General features: G+C 72.8%; 12 protein-coding genes. 5 read left to right on the top strand and 7 right to left on the bottom strand.

From position 1 onward, the window contains the following. Window positions 1-3 precede the first annotated feature (3 nt). From ACFQ8Y_RS04885 to ACFQ8Y_RS04870, 4 genes are all read left to right on the top strand, one after another. Window positions 4-1,221, top strand: coding sequence for a pyridoxal phosphate-dependent aminotransferase (locus tag ACFQ8Y_RS04885; RefSeq protein WP_430551565.1), 1,218 nt, complete (start codon window positions 4-6; stop codon window positions 1,219-1,221). An 87-nt stretch (window positions 1,222-1,308) separates the two neighbouring features. Then, window positions 1,309-1,779 (top strand): SRPBCC family protein, encoded by a 471-nt coding sequence (locus ACFQ8Y_RS04880; protein ID WP_430584766.1) that lies wholly within the window; start codon window positions 1,309-1,311, stop codon window positions 1,777-1,779. Continuing rightward, window positions 1,776-2,123 carry an ArsR/SmtB family transcription factor gene (locus tag ACFQ8Y_RS04875; protein WP_430584765.1) on the top strand — a complete coding sequence of 116 codons (348 nt, stop codon included), beginning with the start codon at window positions 1,776-1,778 and terminating at the stop codon, window positions 2,121-2,123. Before ACFQ8Y_RS04880 ends, ACFQ8Y_RS04875 begins: the two co-directional genes overlap by 4 nt. A 28-nt stretch (window positions 2,124-2,151) precedes the next feature. Beyond that, window positions 2,152-2,595, top strand: a complete 444-nt coding sequence (locus ACFQ8Y_RS04870) for an SRPBCC domain-containing protein (RefSeq protein ID WP_430584764.1) — start codon at window positions 2,152-2,154, stop codon at window positions 2,593-2,595. Between the two features lie 4 nt (window positions 2,596-2,599). On the opposite strand, the gene ACFQ8Y_RS04865 is transcribed toward ACFQ8Y_RS04870, so the two are convergent. Continuing rightward, on the bottom strand, window positions 2,600-3,631 hold the full coding sequence (locus tag ACFQ8Y_RS04865) for an acetylxylan esterase (RefSeq protein WP_430584763.1): 1,032 nt from the start codon (window positions 3,629-3,631) through the stop codon (window positions 2,600-2,602). A gap of 81 nt (window positions 3,632-3,712) precedes the next feature. Between ACFQ8Y_RS04865 and ACFQ8Y_RS04860 the strand changes: the two genes are divergently transcribed. Further along, complete coding sequence (locus ACFQ8Y_RS04860; protein WP_430551570.1) at window positions 3,713-4,504, top strand: DeoR/GlpR family DNA-binding transcription regulator; 792 nt, start codon at window positions 3,713-3,715, stop codon at window positions 4,502-4,504. Between the two features lie 38 nt (window positions 4,505-4,542). Here the strand turns inward: ACFQ8Y_RS04860 and ACFQ8Y_RS04855 are convergent, their stop codons facing one another. The 6 genes from ACFQ8Y_RS04855 to ACFQ8Y_RS04830 all read right to left on the bottom strand — a co-directional run bounded on the left by ACFQ8Y_RS04855 (window position 4,543) and on the right by ACFQ8Y_RS04830 (window position 13,006). Continuing rightward, on the bottom strand, window positions 4,543-5,397 hold the full coding sequence (locus tag ACFQ8Y_RS04855) for a LacI family DNA-binding transcriptional regulator (protein WP_430551571.1): 855 nt from the start codon (window positions 5,395-5,397) through the stop codon (window positions 4,543-4,545). An 83-nt stretch (window positions 5,398-5,480) separates the two neighbouring features. Beyond that, window positions 5,481-7,763, bottom strand: coding sequence for an FAD-dependent oxidoreductase (locus tag ACFQ8Y_RS04850; RefSeq protein WP_430584762.1), 2,283 nt, complete (start codon window positions 7,761-7,763; stop codon window positions 5,481-5,483). 90 nt (window positions 7,764-7,853) lie between these two features. Continuing rightward, the gene (locus ACFQ8Y_RS04845; protein WP_430584761.1) at window positions 7,854-9,758 is read right to left on the bottom strand and encodes a BNR-4 repeat-containing protein; all 1,905 of its coding nucleotides are present in this window, start codon (window positions 9,756-9,758) and stop codon (window positions 7,854-7,856) included. After that, on the bottom strand, window positions 9,758-11,077 hold the full coding sequence (locus ACFQ8Y_RS04840; protein ID WP_430551574.1) for an extracellular solute-binding protein: 1,320 nt from the start codon (window positions 11,075-11,077) through the stop codon (window positions 9,758-9,760). The genes ACFQ8Y_RS04845 and ACFQ8Y_RS04840 overlap by 1 nt, the downstream gene beginning before the upstream one ends. 70 nt (window positions 11,078-11,147) lie before the next feature. Then, window positions 11,148-12,083: a carbohydrate ABC transporter permease gene (locus ACFQ8Y_RS04835; protein WP_430551575.1), complete on the bottom strand. Its 936-nt coding sequence runs from the start codon at window positions 12,081-12,083 to the stop codon at window positions 11,148-11,150. After that, on the bottom strand, window positions 12,080-13,006 hold the full coding sequence (locus ACFQ8Y_RS04830; protein WP_430563441.1) for a carbohydrate ABC transporter permease: 927 nt from the start codon (window positions 13,004-13,006) through the stop codon (window positions 12,080-12,082). The genes ACFQ8Y_RS04835 and ACFQ8Y_RS04830 overlap by 4 nt, the downstream gene beginning before the upstream one ends. Window positions 13,007-13,235 lie beyond the last annotated feature (229 nt).

Below are 13,235 nucleotides of genomic sequence, written 5' to 3'. Positions count from 1 at the left end.
CCCGTGCGCACCATCCGACAGAGCCGCAAGCTCCGCGGCGTCCGCTACGACGTCCGCGGTCCCATCCTCGTCGAGGCCCAGCGCCTCGAGGCCGAGGGCCACCGCATCCTCAAGCTGAACATCGGCAACACGGCGCCGTTCGGCTTCGAGGCACCGGCGGCCATCCAGGCCGACGTCGTGCACCACCTGCCGGAGGCGCAGGGATACAGCGACTCCCGCGGCATCTACGAGGCACGCACCGCGGTGGCGCAGTACTACCAGTCGCGCGGGCTGCGCGACACGAGCGTGGACGACGTGTTCATCGGCAACGGCGTCTCGGAGCTCATCTCGATGGTGCTGCAGGCGTTCGTCGACGAGGGGAACGAGATCCTCGTCCCCGCGCCGGACTACCCGCTGTGGACGGGCGCCGTCACGCTGTGCGGCGGTACGGCCGTGCACTACCGGTGCGACGAGGAGAACGGCTGGATGCCGGACCTCGAGGACCTCGAGTCGAAGATCACCGAGAACACGCACGCCATGGTGATCATCAACCCGAACAACCCCACCGGCGCCGTGTACAGCAAGGAGATGGTGGAGGCGATGGTCGACATCGCCCGCCGCCACGACCTCGTCGTCCTCACCGACGAGATCTACGAGAAGATCTTGTTCGACGGCGCCACGCACCACCACGCCGCGGCCGCGGCGGGCGACGACGTGCTGTGCCTGACGTTCAGCGGCCTGTCCAAGGCGTACCGCGTCTGCGGCTACCGCGCGGGCTGGGTCATGGTGTCGGGCCCGAAGGAGACCGCCACCGAGTTCCTCGAGGGCCTCACCCTGCTGGCCAACATGCGCATGTGCGCGAACGTGCCCGCGCAGCACGCCATCCAGACGGCGCTGGGCGGCTACCAGTCGATCGACGAGCTCATCGTGCCCGGCGGCCGGTTCTACGACCAGGCGATGCTGGCCGACAAGCTGCTCAACGAGATCCCCGGCGTCACGTCCGTCCGCCCGAAGGGCGCGCTGTACTGCTTCCCGCGCCTCGACCCGGAGATGTACCCGATCGAGGACGACGAGGCGTTCGTCATCGACCTCCTGCGGGCCAAGAAGATCCTGGTCACCCACGGCACCGGGTTCAACTGGTTCGAGCCCGACCACTTCCGCCTCGTCACGCTGCCCGACGAGGAGGTCCTCACCGAGGCGATCGGCCGCATCGGGGAGTTCCTGGCCACGCGTCGGCGGTAGCGAGACCCACCCGTTCTGCAACTAGTGGTTGCGCATCCCTGGCCTGCGGGCTACGGTGATGCGCAACCACTAGTTGCAGGAGGGGTCATGGGGTCGACGAGCGAGCTGGGAAGCATCGAACGGGAGGTCTACGTCGAGGCGGCGCCGGAGGTCGTCTTCGAGGTGGTGAGCAGCCCGGAGCACGTCCGCCAGTGGTGGCCGGACGACGCCCGGTACGACCCCGTGTCCGGCGGCACCGGGGAGATCGCGTTCGGCGAGGGCGCCGACCGGACGGTCGAGCAGCTCACCGTCGTCGAGTCGCTGCCGCCGCGGACCTTCTCGTTCCGCTGGACGCATCCGGCGGGACAGGAGGCGGCGCCGGGCAACTCCCTGCTCGTCACCTTCGAGCTCGTGCCGTCGGGCGACGGGACGCTGCTGCGCATGACCGAGACCGGCTTCCGCGAGCAGGGCTGGGAGATCGCGGTCCTCGAGCAGCGCTACCGCGAGCACGTCGAGGGCTGGACCTACTACCTGCCGCGGCTGGTGACCTACGCGGCGTCGCTGGAGGTCCGCTCATGACCGGGACGTCGTCGCCGGTCGACGACGCGCTCTGGTCCGCGATCGGCGACCCCACCCGGCGCCGCATCCTCGACCTGCTGCTCGCGGACGGCGGCGGCACCGCGTCGTCGCTGAGCCGGCAGCTGCCGGTGACGCGGCAGGCCGTGGCGAAGCACCTCGACGTGCTCGACCGCGCCGGGCTCGTCCGGTCGACGACCGCGGGCCGGGAGAAGCGGTGCGAGGTCGACGCCGCCCAGCTCGCGCGCGCCGCCGACCAGCTGGCCGCCGTCGGCCGCACCTGGGACCGCCGCCTGCAGCGCATCAAGGGGATCGCCGAGGCGATCCAGAGCTCACGGCAGAGCTGAGCAGCACCGAGCTGAGAGGAGCACGACGATGGTGGACATCCTGCACAGGATCGGGACGACGACCGCGACGCCCCAGGAGCTGTACGACGCGCTGACGACCGTGGACGGTCTCGCCGGCTGGTGGACCGAGGAGACGACCGGCGACGCCGGCCTCGGCGGGAAGATCGAGTTCCGCTTCCCCGACGGCGGGTTCGTGATGGCGGTCGAGGAGCTGCGACCGCGCGAGCGCGTGGTGTGGCGCGTCGTCGGCGGCCCGGACGAGTGGGTCGGCACGACGGTCGAGTGGGACCTGCGCCAGGACGGCGACTGGACGATCCTGCTGTTCGCGCACCGCGGCTGGCGCGAGCCCGTCGAGTTCATGCACCACTGCAGCACCAAGTGGGCCACGTTCCTGCAGAGCCTCAAGGCCCAGGTCGAGGGCGGCGACGCCGCGCCGTCGCCCCGGGACGTGAAGATCGACAACTGGAACTGAGGCCCTACCGCGTCGCGCGGGCTACGGCCCGCGCGACGTGCTCGCGCGTGGCGGCGAACGCCGCCGCCATCTCGCGCGCCTGGCCCGGGTACTCCGCGTGACCGGCGGAGTGCACCGCCAGCTCCAGCTCCGCCCCGGTCCCGGCGCGCTCGGCGGCGGAGACGCCGGCCGCCACGCCGAACTGCCCGGGCGGCGGCACGTGCGCGTCCCACCGGGCGCACTCCACGCGGGTCGGCACCCGCAGGTACGTCGCCGCGACGGACGCGTCGGTGAGCGCGAGGACCGCGCGGGCCTCCGGGTGCTCCGCGACGTACGCGCGCTGGGCCTCGCCGCTGCCGGTGCACGGCACGGCGAGGCGCTCGTCGTACTGGCCGAAGCTCGGCACCTCCAGCGTGGCGCCCACGAACCGGTCGTCCCACGGCACGGCCAGCGCGCCGACGCCGCCGCCGAAGCTGGTCCCCGCGTAGTACAGGGGAAGGTCGGCGGGCACGCCCGGGACGTCGGTCAGCGCCTCCTGCAGCGCGGTCGCGGCGTGCCACAGGTCGACGGCGCAGCGGCCGAGCACGTACGTCTCGACGTCCTCGATCCCGGCGAGCACGTGCGCGGTGCTCACGTCCGGCGCCCCGACCCCGGCGTTGAGCGTCCCGAGCCCTCGCGCGACGGGGAAGATCACCGCCGCGTCGTGCGGCACCCGCTCGAACGACGGCGCCTCGCGCCCGCCGTACCCGTGGCCGTGCACGATCCCCACCCGGACCGGGCCGTCCACGGGGAGCGCCAGCCACGCGCGCAGGCGCAGACCGCCGTCGGCGGTGAACGTCACCACGGAGACCTCGTGCGCTCCCCGGCGGCCCGCCGGCTCGGCCACGACGTCGGCGGGGACCCCGCGCGCCGCGGCGTGCCACGACCGCCACAGGTCGGCGAAGCCGTCCGGCTCGGCGGCGGGCGGCACGGCCCGCAGGCCGGCCTCGTCGTACCCGTAGGTGCCGTCGATCGGGCTGTCCGGGAACCAGGCGTCGTAGGGGGCGGGCAGGGTCACGGGAGCTCCAGGTTCTCGAGGTCCGGGGGAACGGGCGGCACGCTGCGTGACAGACTGTGCCGCGGGTCGAAAGGGGAGCGGGTGCTCGTCGCAGAACGCAGGTCGCGGATCGTGGCCGAGGTGCGCCGCCGGGGCGCCGCGAGCGTCACGGAGCTGGCGCAGGAGCTGGGCGTCAGCGCGATGACGGTGCGCCGGGACATCGAGGCGCTCGCGGACGCGGGCGAGCTCGACCGGGTGCGCGGCGGGGCCACCACCCGCGGGGACGCGGGCGCCGTGCAGGAGCACGGGTTCGCCTCGCGGGTGCAGCAGCAGGTCGGGGCCAAGCGGGCCATCGCCCGCCGCGCCGCGCAGCTCGTGGAGCCCGGCATGGCCGTGGGGCTCTCGGGCGGCACGACGGCGTGGGTGCTCGCCCAGGAGCTGCGCGCCGTCCCGGACCTCACCGTGGTGACCAACTCGCTGCCGGTCGCGGAGGTGTTCCGCCGCCCCGACCGTTCCGACGAGCCGTACACGCAGTCCGTGGTGCTGACCGGCGGCGTGCGCACGCCGTCCGACGCGCTCGTGGGCCCCGTCGCGGTCCGGTCGCTGGAGCACCTGCACCTCGACCTCGCGTTCCTCGGCGTGCACGGCGTCGACCTGCACGCAGGCCTCACGACGCCCAACCTGCTGGAGGCGGAGACCGACCGCGCGCTGCTGGCCGCGGGCCAGGACGCCGTCGTGCTCGCCGACCACACCAAGTGGGGCGTCGTCGGCCTCACGACGATCGTCGACCTGCACGAGGTGGAGCACCTCGTGACGGACGACGGCCTGGACGACGACGCGCGCGAGCTGCTGGAGGCGCACGTGGGCGAGCTCTGGGTGGTGCCGGTCGACTGACCGCCGTGCTCCGGCACGCTGTCGGGCGGCGCCACCCGTCAGCGGGCGGTGCTCGCGCGCCGCACGACGCGCGCGTCCACGACCACGTGCTGCACCGGCAGGTTGGCACCCGGCGGGGTGGCGATCTGCCGCTCCAGCTCGCTCAGCGCGCGCTCGACGAGGGCCTCCTTGTCGGGGGAGACGGACGTGAGCGACGGCGTCGCGAACTGCGCGCCGCGCACGTCGTCGATCCCGACGACGGCGACGTCGTCGGGGACGCGCCGCCCGGCCTCGTGCAGGGCGGGCAGCGCCCCGAACGCGACCGAGTCGTTGGAGCAGACGATGCCGTCGAGCTCGACGCCACGCTCCAGCAGGTCGCGGACGGCGCGCCGCCCCTCGGCGGGGGTGAACGACTCGACCTGGGCGACGAGCGCGGGGTCGTCCGCGATCCCGAGCGCGGCGACGGCCTCGCGGTAGCCGGCGTACCGGCGGTCGGCGGCGTCCGAGGGGCGCGCGTCCCGCGGGCCGACGAACGCGACCCGTCGGCACCCGACCGACGCCAGGTGCTCGGTGGCGGCGTACGACGCGGCCCGGTTGTCGATCGTCACGTGCGTGAAGGGGCTGACGAGGATGTGCTCGCCGAGCAGCACCAACGGCCCGGGGGAGGTGCGGCGCGTCAGGTCGGCCACGGACAGGGCGCGGGGGATGTGGATGAGCCCGTCGGTCGGGGGCAGCCCGATGCCGTTGGCGACGTCCACCTCGCGCTCGTGGTCGCCCGCGGTCTGCTGGATGAGGATCGACAGCCCGCGCTCGTCGGCGCGCCGCACGAGCAGCGCCGTGAGCTCGGCGAAGTACGGCTCCTCGAGGTCCGGCACGGCGAGCGCCACGATGCCGGTGCGCTCCTTCCTGTGCACGGCGGTCAGCGTAGCCCGGTCCGCCGTCCGGGACACCGTCGCGACGCTGCGCGCGGTGCGGGTGAGTCCTGCATGGGGCACGGTCACTCCTGCACGCGCAGCGCGACCACGCGGGCCTGCGCCGAGCCGTTCGTGGCGCGGACGACGAGCCGCGCGGCCCGCAGCGCGCCGAGGTCGTCGGGCAGCGGGTGGGTGCGCAGGCGCCACCGGTTGTCGGTCTCGTCGGCCACCGTCACCCAGTCGCCCCCGTCCGCCGGCAGCACCTCGACCCGGTAGTCCTTGACCAGGGTCGGCATGATCTCGTCGGGCGTGCGGTGATGGTGCAGGGTGTTCAGCTCGACGTCGAGGTCGTCGTCGAGCACGAGGCGGACCTCGCGCGCGGTCACCGGCTCGTCCCAGTCGAGGCGCAGCCACTCGTCGCGGCCCGCCACCATCGGCGAGGACGCCCAGAGGTTCGGGCCGCCGTGGTTGCGGTGGTAGCCGCTCGTCGCGCGCTCCGGCGCGAGCGCCCGGGTGTCCGGGCCGGCGCGGAACACGACGGACCGCCCGCGCAGCGGCTTGGTGGGCCACTGCACCAGCAGCTCCTCGGAGCTGATCTGCACGTTCTGGTCGTCGTTGTCGACGCGATGCACCAGCGTGAGCACCCCGGCCGGCAGCGGGGAGGTGAGGCGGACGGCGACGTCCGGGTTGGCGCGCAGCACGACGACGGCGTTCTGCGGCACGTCGGGGGCGAACGGCACGTGCGCCGTGACCCAGCGCTCGTCGCCCGCCGGCACGACGACGTCGGTCTTGGCCTCCAGGTGGGCGGGCACCACGTTCTGCGGCTTGCCGGTGGAGAACACCTCGACCGACAGCGTCGTGTCGCGGCGGGCGGAGACGAGCAGCTCGACCGTGTCGAGGCGCGGGTCCACGGGCAGCACGATGCCGAGGTCGACGTCGAGGTCGTAGACGTCGTACGCGTCGTAGGGGTCGCCGTCGCTGGGCTCGGCGACGGGCGCGGCGACCCGCGTCGTCGTGCTGGACGCGGTGACCCGGGCGCGGCGGGCGAGGTCGTGCGGGTCGGTGTTGGCGATGCCGACGGCGGGCGCGTCCCAGCGCAGCAGCGTCTGGCGCAGCTCGTCGAGGTGGTCGGTGTAGATCCCGCGCGGGGTGGTGCCGTGCTCCACGCACAGGGCCGCCGCCGTGCCCGCGGCCTGGCCCATCGCGCCGCACGTCGCCATGACGCGCGCGGCGCCGAAGGCGATGTGCGTGGCGGACACGTCGCGACCCGCGAACAGCATGTTCTCCACGTTCACGGAGTACAGGGAGCGGAAGGGGATCTCGAAGACGCCCTCGGAGAACCGTTGCAGCGCGCCGGCGCCCTCGGCGTACATGCCCTGGGCGGGGTGCAGGTCGATGGACCAGCCGCCGAACGCGACGCCGTCCTCGAAGACGGTCTGGTCGACGACGTCGCCCTGGTGCAGCGTGTAGTCGCCGATCAGGCGGCGGTACTCGCGCTTGCCCGGCACGTTGCCGATCCACTCGAGCGTGAGGTTGTCGGCGTCGAACTTGCCGGAGTTCTTGATGTAGTCCCAGATACCGAGGATCACGCCGCGCAGCTCGTCGCGGATGCGCTCGTTGTCGTCGACGATGTCGAGCTCGCCGCCCCACTCGATCCACCAGTAGTGGGCGCCCGAGTCGCCGCTGCGGATCACGCGGTTCATCGGGATGGGCGTGGTGGTGATGTCGATCGCGGTCTCCGGCGCCACGTACTTCACCGGGTGGCCGAGGTCCTTGGTGTAGAAGAGCAGCGTGGAGCCGAGGAACTCGCGCACCGGCTCCGGCGGCGCCCACTCCTCCCCGAACTCCGCCTGGGACTCCTTGCCGAGCCGGTACCGTGCGCCCGCCAGGTGCCCGACCAGGCCGTCACCGGTGCAGTCGAGGAAGACCGGCGCGGTGAACGTCGTGAGGATCTCCGAGCCCATCGTCCAGCCCGTGACGGACTCGATGCGGCGCGCGTCGTCGGGGCCGGTCGCGGCGACGTCGCGCACGTCCGTGTTGAGGAACAGCCGAATGTTCTTCTCCCGGCGGACGGTGTCCAGCACGACGTCGTCCCAGTAGACCGGGTTGCCCTCCGGGTTGCGGTACTGGTTCTCGACGTACATCTCGCCGACGATCCCGGTCTCCCGGGCCCAGCGCTGGTTGCCGTGCGCGGTGGCGCCGCACACCCACACCCGCACCTCGGAGGAGGAGTTGCCGCCCAGCACGGGCCGGTTGTTCACCAGCACCACCTGGCGGCCCAGCCGCGCGGCGGCGACCGCCGCGCTGACGCCGGCGAGCCCTCCTCCGACGACGACGACGTCCGCCTCGACGGTCTGCGTGCGCATGATCTCTCAGTCCTCAATCCGGTGGTTGTGCTGGTCGAACGCGGTGCTTCTGGTGGTGCAGGGGTGGGTGTGCGGCGCGGGGCACGGGCGTCAGCCCGCGGCCAGCACCTCGATCTCGAAGACCCGGGCGACGTCGGTCTCGGACGCCGACGGGTCGGTGGCGACCAGGCGGACCTGGTCGGCCGTGACGCCGGGGGTGGGGACGGTGACGGTGCCCGACGTGTTGCCGGTGACGGAGCCGACCTCGACCCAGCCCGAGGCGGCGTGCAGCTCGACCGTGAAGTCGCGCAGCACGGCCGAGGCCGGGTCGACGGCGGCGCGGTAGCCGCTGTGCACCCGGACCGACGCCACCGGGGCGGCGTCGTCCCAGGCGACGGTGAGCGTGGGGGTGGCGTCGTCCGCGGCGGAGATCCAGCGGCTGGCGTCGGTGAGGAGGCCGTCCACGGCCTTGTCGCCGCCCGTGTCGGCGCGCAGCGCGGACGATGCCGTGACGGTGCCGCCGAGGGCGAGGTTGCCGGTGGGCCCCGGGGTGCCCGGGTCACCGCCGTCCTCGCCGCGGACCCCCGCCACGACGTCCGCGATCGGGCTGCCGACCAGGGGCCCGCCCGTGCGGGGCACGCGGGCGTGGAACAGCGTGCCCGACGTCGGCCCCGACTCGGCGGCGCTCACGTACAGCACGTCCGTGCCCGACGAGGGGCCGGTGCGGATCGTGCGCGCGGCGAGGCGCTGCTGCCCCACCTGCACGTCGCCGAGCCCGGCGAAGCGCCACTGCCCGCCGGCCGGCCCGCGCTCCGCGCGGACCACCTGCGTGCGGACCTGGCCGTCGACCGTGCCCTGCACGACGGCGTACGCCCGGGTGGTCCCCGCCGCGGAGGTGGCGTCGAGCGCGGCCACGGTGTCGGTCCCGGCTCCCAGGTCGTCGGCGTCGATCACGGTCTCCCGCTGCCAGGCGGAACCGTCCCACTGCGCGAACCGCACGTCGAAGCGGTCCGGCGTGCCGCCGGCCTTCGCCGCGGCGTAGCGGTAGACGACGCCGGCGAGCGTGTCGCCGTGCACGGCCAGCTTGGCGGTCTGCACCGTCGGGCCGTCCGTCTGGAGCGACTCGCCGTCGGTGAACGGCTGGTAGACCACGGCGCCGCCCGCGGACGGGGCGATCGGCGTGCTCAGGGCGTTGCCCGCGGCGTCGTGCCACGAGTCGTCCTTCGGGTCGTAGACCGCGTAGGAGCCCAGGTGCCGGTACGGGCCGGCGGCCCAGCGGTGCCACTCCCACAGCACGTGCAGGCGCCCGTCCGTGCCGACCTCCAGGTCGTCCGGGTAGACCGACGCGCCCGTGCCCGAGGCGAAGACCGCCACCCGCGACCAGGTGCCCGCCGCGGTGTCGAAGCGGTACAGGCGGCCGTCGCGCACGGTGGCCTCGTCCCGGCCGCCGCGCACCATGACGTACGCGTCGCCGTCGGCGCCGCGTGCCGTGACCGGGTAGGTCATGGGGACGCCCTGGTCCGGCAGGTCGGCGCTCGCGTCGACCAGCGACGTGACGTCGCCCGGCGTCGTCGACCGGTAGTACTGCCACGGCACGTGGTGCATCGACACGAACGCGTGGATCGTGCCCTCGCCGTCCACGACGATCGACGGCTGGTCGTGCCCGCTGTCGTCCAGGAACGTCGCGCAGGACCCGTCGTCGGCGCGCAGGCAGCCGACGGTCCACGCGCCGTCGGCGCCCTTCGCCGCGACGTGCACCTCGTGGCGCGCGGCGTCGGCGGCGGGGGAGTCGAACGCCATGTAGGTGACGCCGTCCACCACGTCGAGCGGCGTCCACCAGCCCGCGTTGTTGGAGCGGTCCACCGGGTAGGGGAGCTGCTCGATCGTCTCGGCGTGCTTCCCCTGCGCGCTCACGCCGGCGGGCGCCGCCGACGCCGCGCCGGCGAGGGACGTGCCGGCGACCAGGGCGAGCGCCGCCGACGCGAGGGCGACCCCGCGGGCGGTCCGGCGGCCCATCAGCCGACCAGCTTCTGCGCTGCCTCGCCGGCCTTCTTCATGGCCGTCTTCGCGTCGGTCTTGCCGACCAGCACGGCCTGCACCTGCTCGGCGATGACCGTCTCGACCTGCGAGTACGCGGTGAACTTCCAGAACGGGTTGCTCGTCGACGTCGCGGTGATGCGCTCGTTGAACAGCGACCCGAAGGTGTCGGCGGCGACGACGTCGGACTGCTGCGCCTCCGTGGTGACGGGGGGCAGGCCGCGCACCTCGTAGTCGGCCAGCACCGTGTCGAGGTCGGACGTCGCGAACTGGGCGAAGTCGGCGGCGGTCCCGGCGCCCTCGCCGTCGACGACGGCGATCGCGCCGCCCCACACCAGCGCACGGGGGGTCTCGCCCGCCGTGAGCACCGGGCGGGACAGCGGCGTCAGCTTGCTGCCGAGGTCCTTGTCGGGCGACTCCTCCTGGACGGCGTTGCGGCCGACGGGGGCGTCGTCGTAGATCGCGGCGCGGCCCTGCGCGAACAGGGAACGGGCGTCGAAGCGGTCGACGTCGGCGGCGATGAGCTTCTGGTCGTACAGCGACTTGTACCAGGTCACGGCCTCGACGGACGCGTCGTCGCCGATGGTGACGGTGTCGCCGTCGACGAGCGGGCTGCCGAACGTCTCCATCCAGATGAGGATGTCCTTGAGCTGGGCCGCCTTGGTGGACGCGGCGTAGGGGATCAGCCCGCCGCCGAGGCCCTTGAGGTCCTTGAGCGCCTTCTCGAACTCGTCGACCGTGGCCGGGAAGGCGTCGGGGTCGATGTCCGCCTTCTGCAGGATCTCGGAGTTCGCGACGAGGCCGATGGCGCCGATGGTCCACGGCAGGCCGTACTGCACGCCGTCGAACTGGGCCGCCGACAGCGCCGCGTCGGTGTAGCCGCGGCCCTCGGTCAGCGCCGACAGGTCCTGCAGCTTGCCCATGGCGGCGAGCGAGCCGAGCCACGCGACGTCGACGTGCGCCGCGCCGGTGAACTGGCCACCCTTCACCTGCAGCGTGAGCTGGTTGATGTACTCGTTGTAGGGGAACGAGACGTCCTTCACGGTGACGCCGGCCTGGTCCTGGTAGGCCTTGACGATCGCCTCGAGGGCCGGGGCCGCGGCCTCCTCGGTGAACGACCACGACGAGAACGCGAAGTCCGTCTTCGCGCCGCCGGTCGCGGCGGCCGACGCGGCGCTGCCGGTCGCGGAGCCGGCGGACGGCGCGCAGGCGGCGAGGGCGGCGGTGCCGGCGCCGATGCCGAGCAGCTGGAGCACGCGACGTCGCGACATGGCGCTCTGGGGAAGGGTGAGAGACATGGGGGTCCTCCGCATCGAGGGTCGTTCGGGGTGGGAAGGTGGGTGGAGACGACGGGCGTCGCGGGCTCGGTCAGCCCTTGACGGCGCCGGCGGTGAGGCCGCCGACGAGGTACTTCTGCAGGGCGATGAACGCGATGGCGACCGGGAGCGAGACGACGAGCGACGCCGCCATGAGCTCCGGCCACGCCGTCGAGGCCTCGCCGATGAACGTGTTGACCAGGCCGGGCGGCAGGGTCTGCTTCTCCGGGCCGGCGAGGGTGAGGGCGAAGACGAAGTCGTTCCACCCGCGGACGAAGGCGAACAGCCCCGCGGCGATGAGGCCCGGCGCGGCCAGCGGCAGCACGATCGAGTGGATGATCCGCAGCCGGGAGGCGCCGTCGACCCGCGCCGCCTCGATGAGCTCGTCGGGGATGGTGTCGAAGAAGCCCTTGAGCATCCACACGCACAGCGGCAGCGTGAACGTGGTGAAGCTCAGCACCAGCGCGGTGTACGTGTTCAGCAGGTTGTAGGCGCTGAACACGCTGTAGAGCGTGACCAGCAGCAGCGCCTGCGGGAACATCTGCGACGCCAGCACCAGGTACATGAGCGAGCGACGGCCGCGGTAGCGGAACTTGGAGAACGAGTAGCCCATGTACGCCGAGACGAGCACCGACAGCACCGCGGTGATCACCGAGACGATGACGCTGTTGCGCAGGTAGCCGAACAGCTGGTCGTTCGAGGCGAGCGAGGCGAACGCGTCCAGCGTCGGCGCCGACGGGAAGAACTTCGGCGGGTAGCTGAACACCTGGTCGCGCGGCGTGAGCGACGTGGCGAGCAGCCAGTACACCGGCAGCAGGCCGAACCCGCCGCAGACGACGACGGTGGCCCAGGCGGCGATCCGCACGCCGGGGCGCTCCGACCGCAGCGCGCCGCGGCGGAGGCGCTGCGGCGGGCGGGGCGCGTCGTCGGCCGGGGAGGACGCCGACGGTGGGGTGGGCGCGGCGGGGAGCTGCGTCGTCGCGCTCATCGCTCCTCTCCCTTCTCCGAGAAGCGGACGTACACGACGACGAGCGCCATGAGCAGGACCATCCACAGCAGGCCGAGCGCGCCGGCTTTGCCGAGGTCGTAGCCCTGGAAGGCGGTCTCGTACACGGCGGTGGCGAACGTCTGGGTGGCACCCGCGGGGCCGCCGCCGGTGAGGACGTAGATGATGTCGAAGTGCTGGAAGTTCCAGATGAACTCCAGCAGCAGCACCAGGCCGACGATGCCCTTGAGGTGGGGCAGCGTGATGGAGAAGAACCGGCGCACGGTGCCCGCACCGTCCATCTCGGCGGCCTCGTGCAGCTCGACCGGCACGGTCTGGAGGCCGGCCAGGAGCATGACCATCATCCAGGGGAACGACTGCCAGGTCTTCGCGAGGATCACGGCGCCCATCGCGGTGCCCGGCTGGGCGAGCCACGCCTGCGGCTCGTCCACGAGGCCGACCGTCTGGAGCAGCGCGTTCATCACGCCGTAGTTGGCGTTGAAGATCCACATCCACAGGAACGAGACGACGACGCCGGGCACGAGCCAGGGGATGAGCATGAGGCCGCGCAGCACCTTGGCGCCGCGGATCCTCGTGTTCAGCGCCAGCGCGAGGGCGAAGCCGACCACGAACGGCAGGATCGTGGTGCCGAGCGTGAAGACGAGCGTCTGGCGCAGCAGCCGCAGGAAGTCGCCCTGCAGCACGTCCACGAGGTTCTGCAGCCCGACGAACGTGCGTCCGGGCAGCACGAGGCTCTGCTCGAAGAACGCCGTGACCAGTGCCGCGATGAGCGGGTAGAGCACGACGCCGGCCAGCAGAGCGACGCCCGGCAGGAGCAGCAGGACGGCGAACTGTCCGTCGCTGAGCCGTCGTGGTGTCGTCTGTGAGTTTCTGTGTTCAAGAGTGTGAGTTTGTGAACTCGTCATGTCCACGTCCCTGTGGGTCAACCTCGGCAACGAGGGTGATGAGCTGGTGTCCGCGACACACTCTGGCCGATCTTGGCCGATCTGGTCAAACTCCTGCGGTCTCGGTGCGGTAACAACTTGGCCCGCGAGCGAACAGATCAGAACACAAAATCACACAACAGTGAACACGCGAGAGGCCGGCGGGCCCCCCCGGGGGGGGGTTGAGGGGTTTAAAGGGCCCCCGGGGGCG

Origin of the sequence: Isoptericola sp. NPDC056605, from assembly GCF_042792795.1 — a bacterium.
Classification (GTDB): domain Bacteria; phylum Actinomycetota; class Actinomycetes; order Actinomycetales; family Cellulomonadaceae; genus Isoptericola.
Note: the sequence above shows the minus strand (reverse complement) of the source record. Positions and strands in the feature narration are given on the sequence as shown.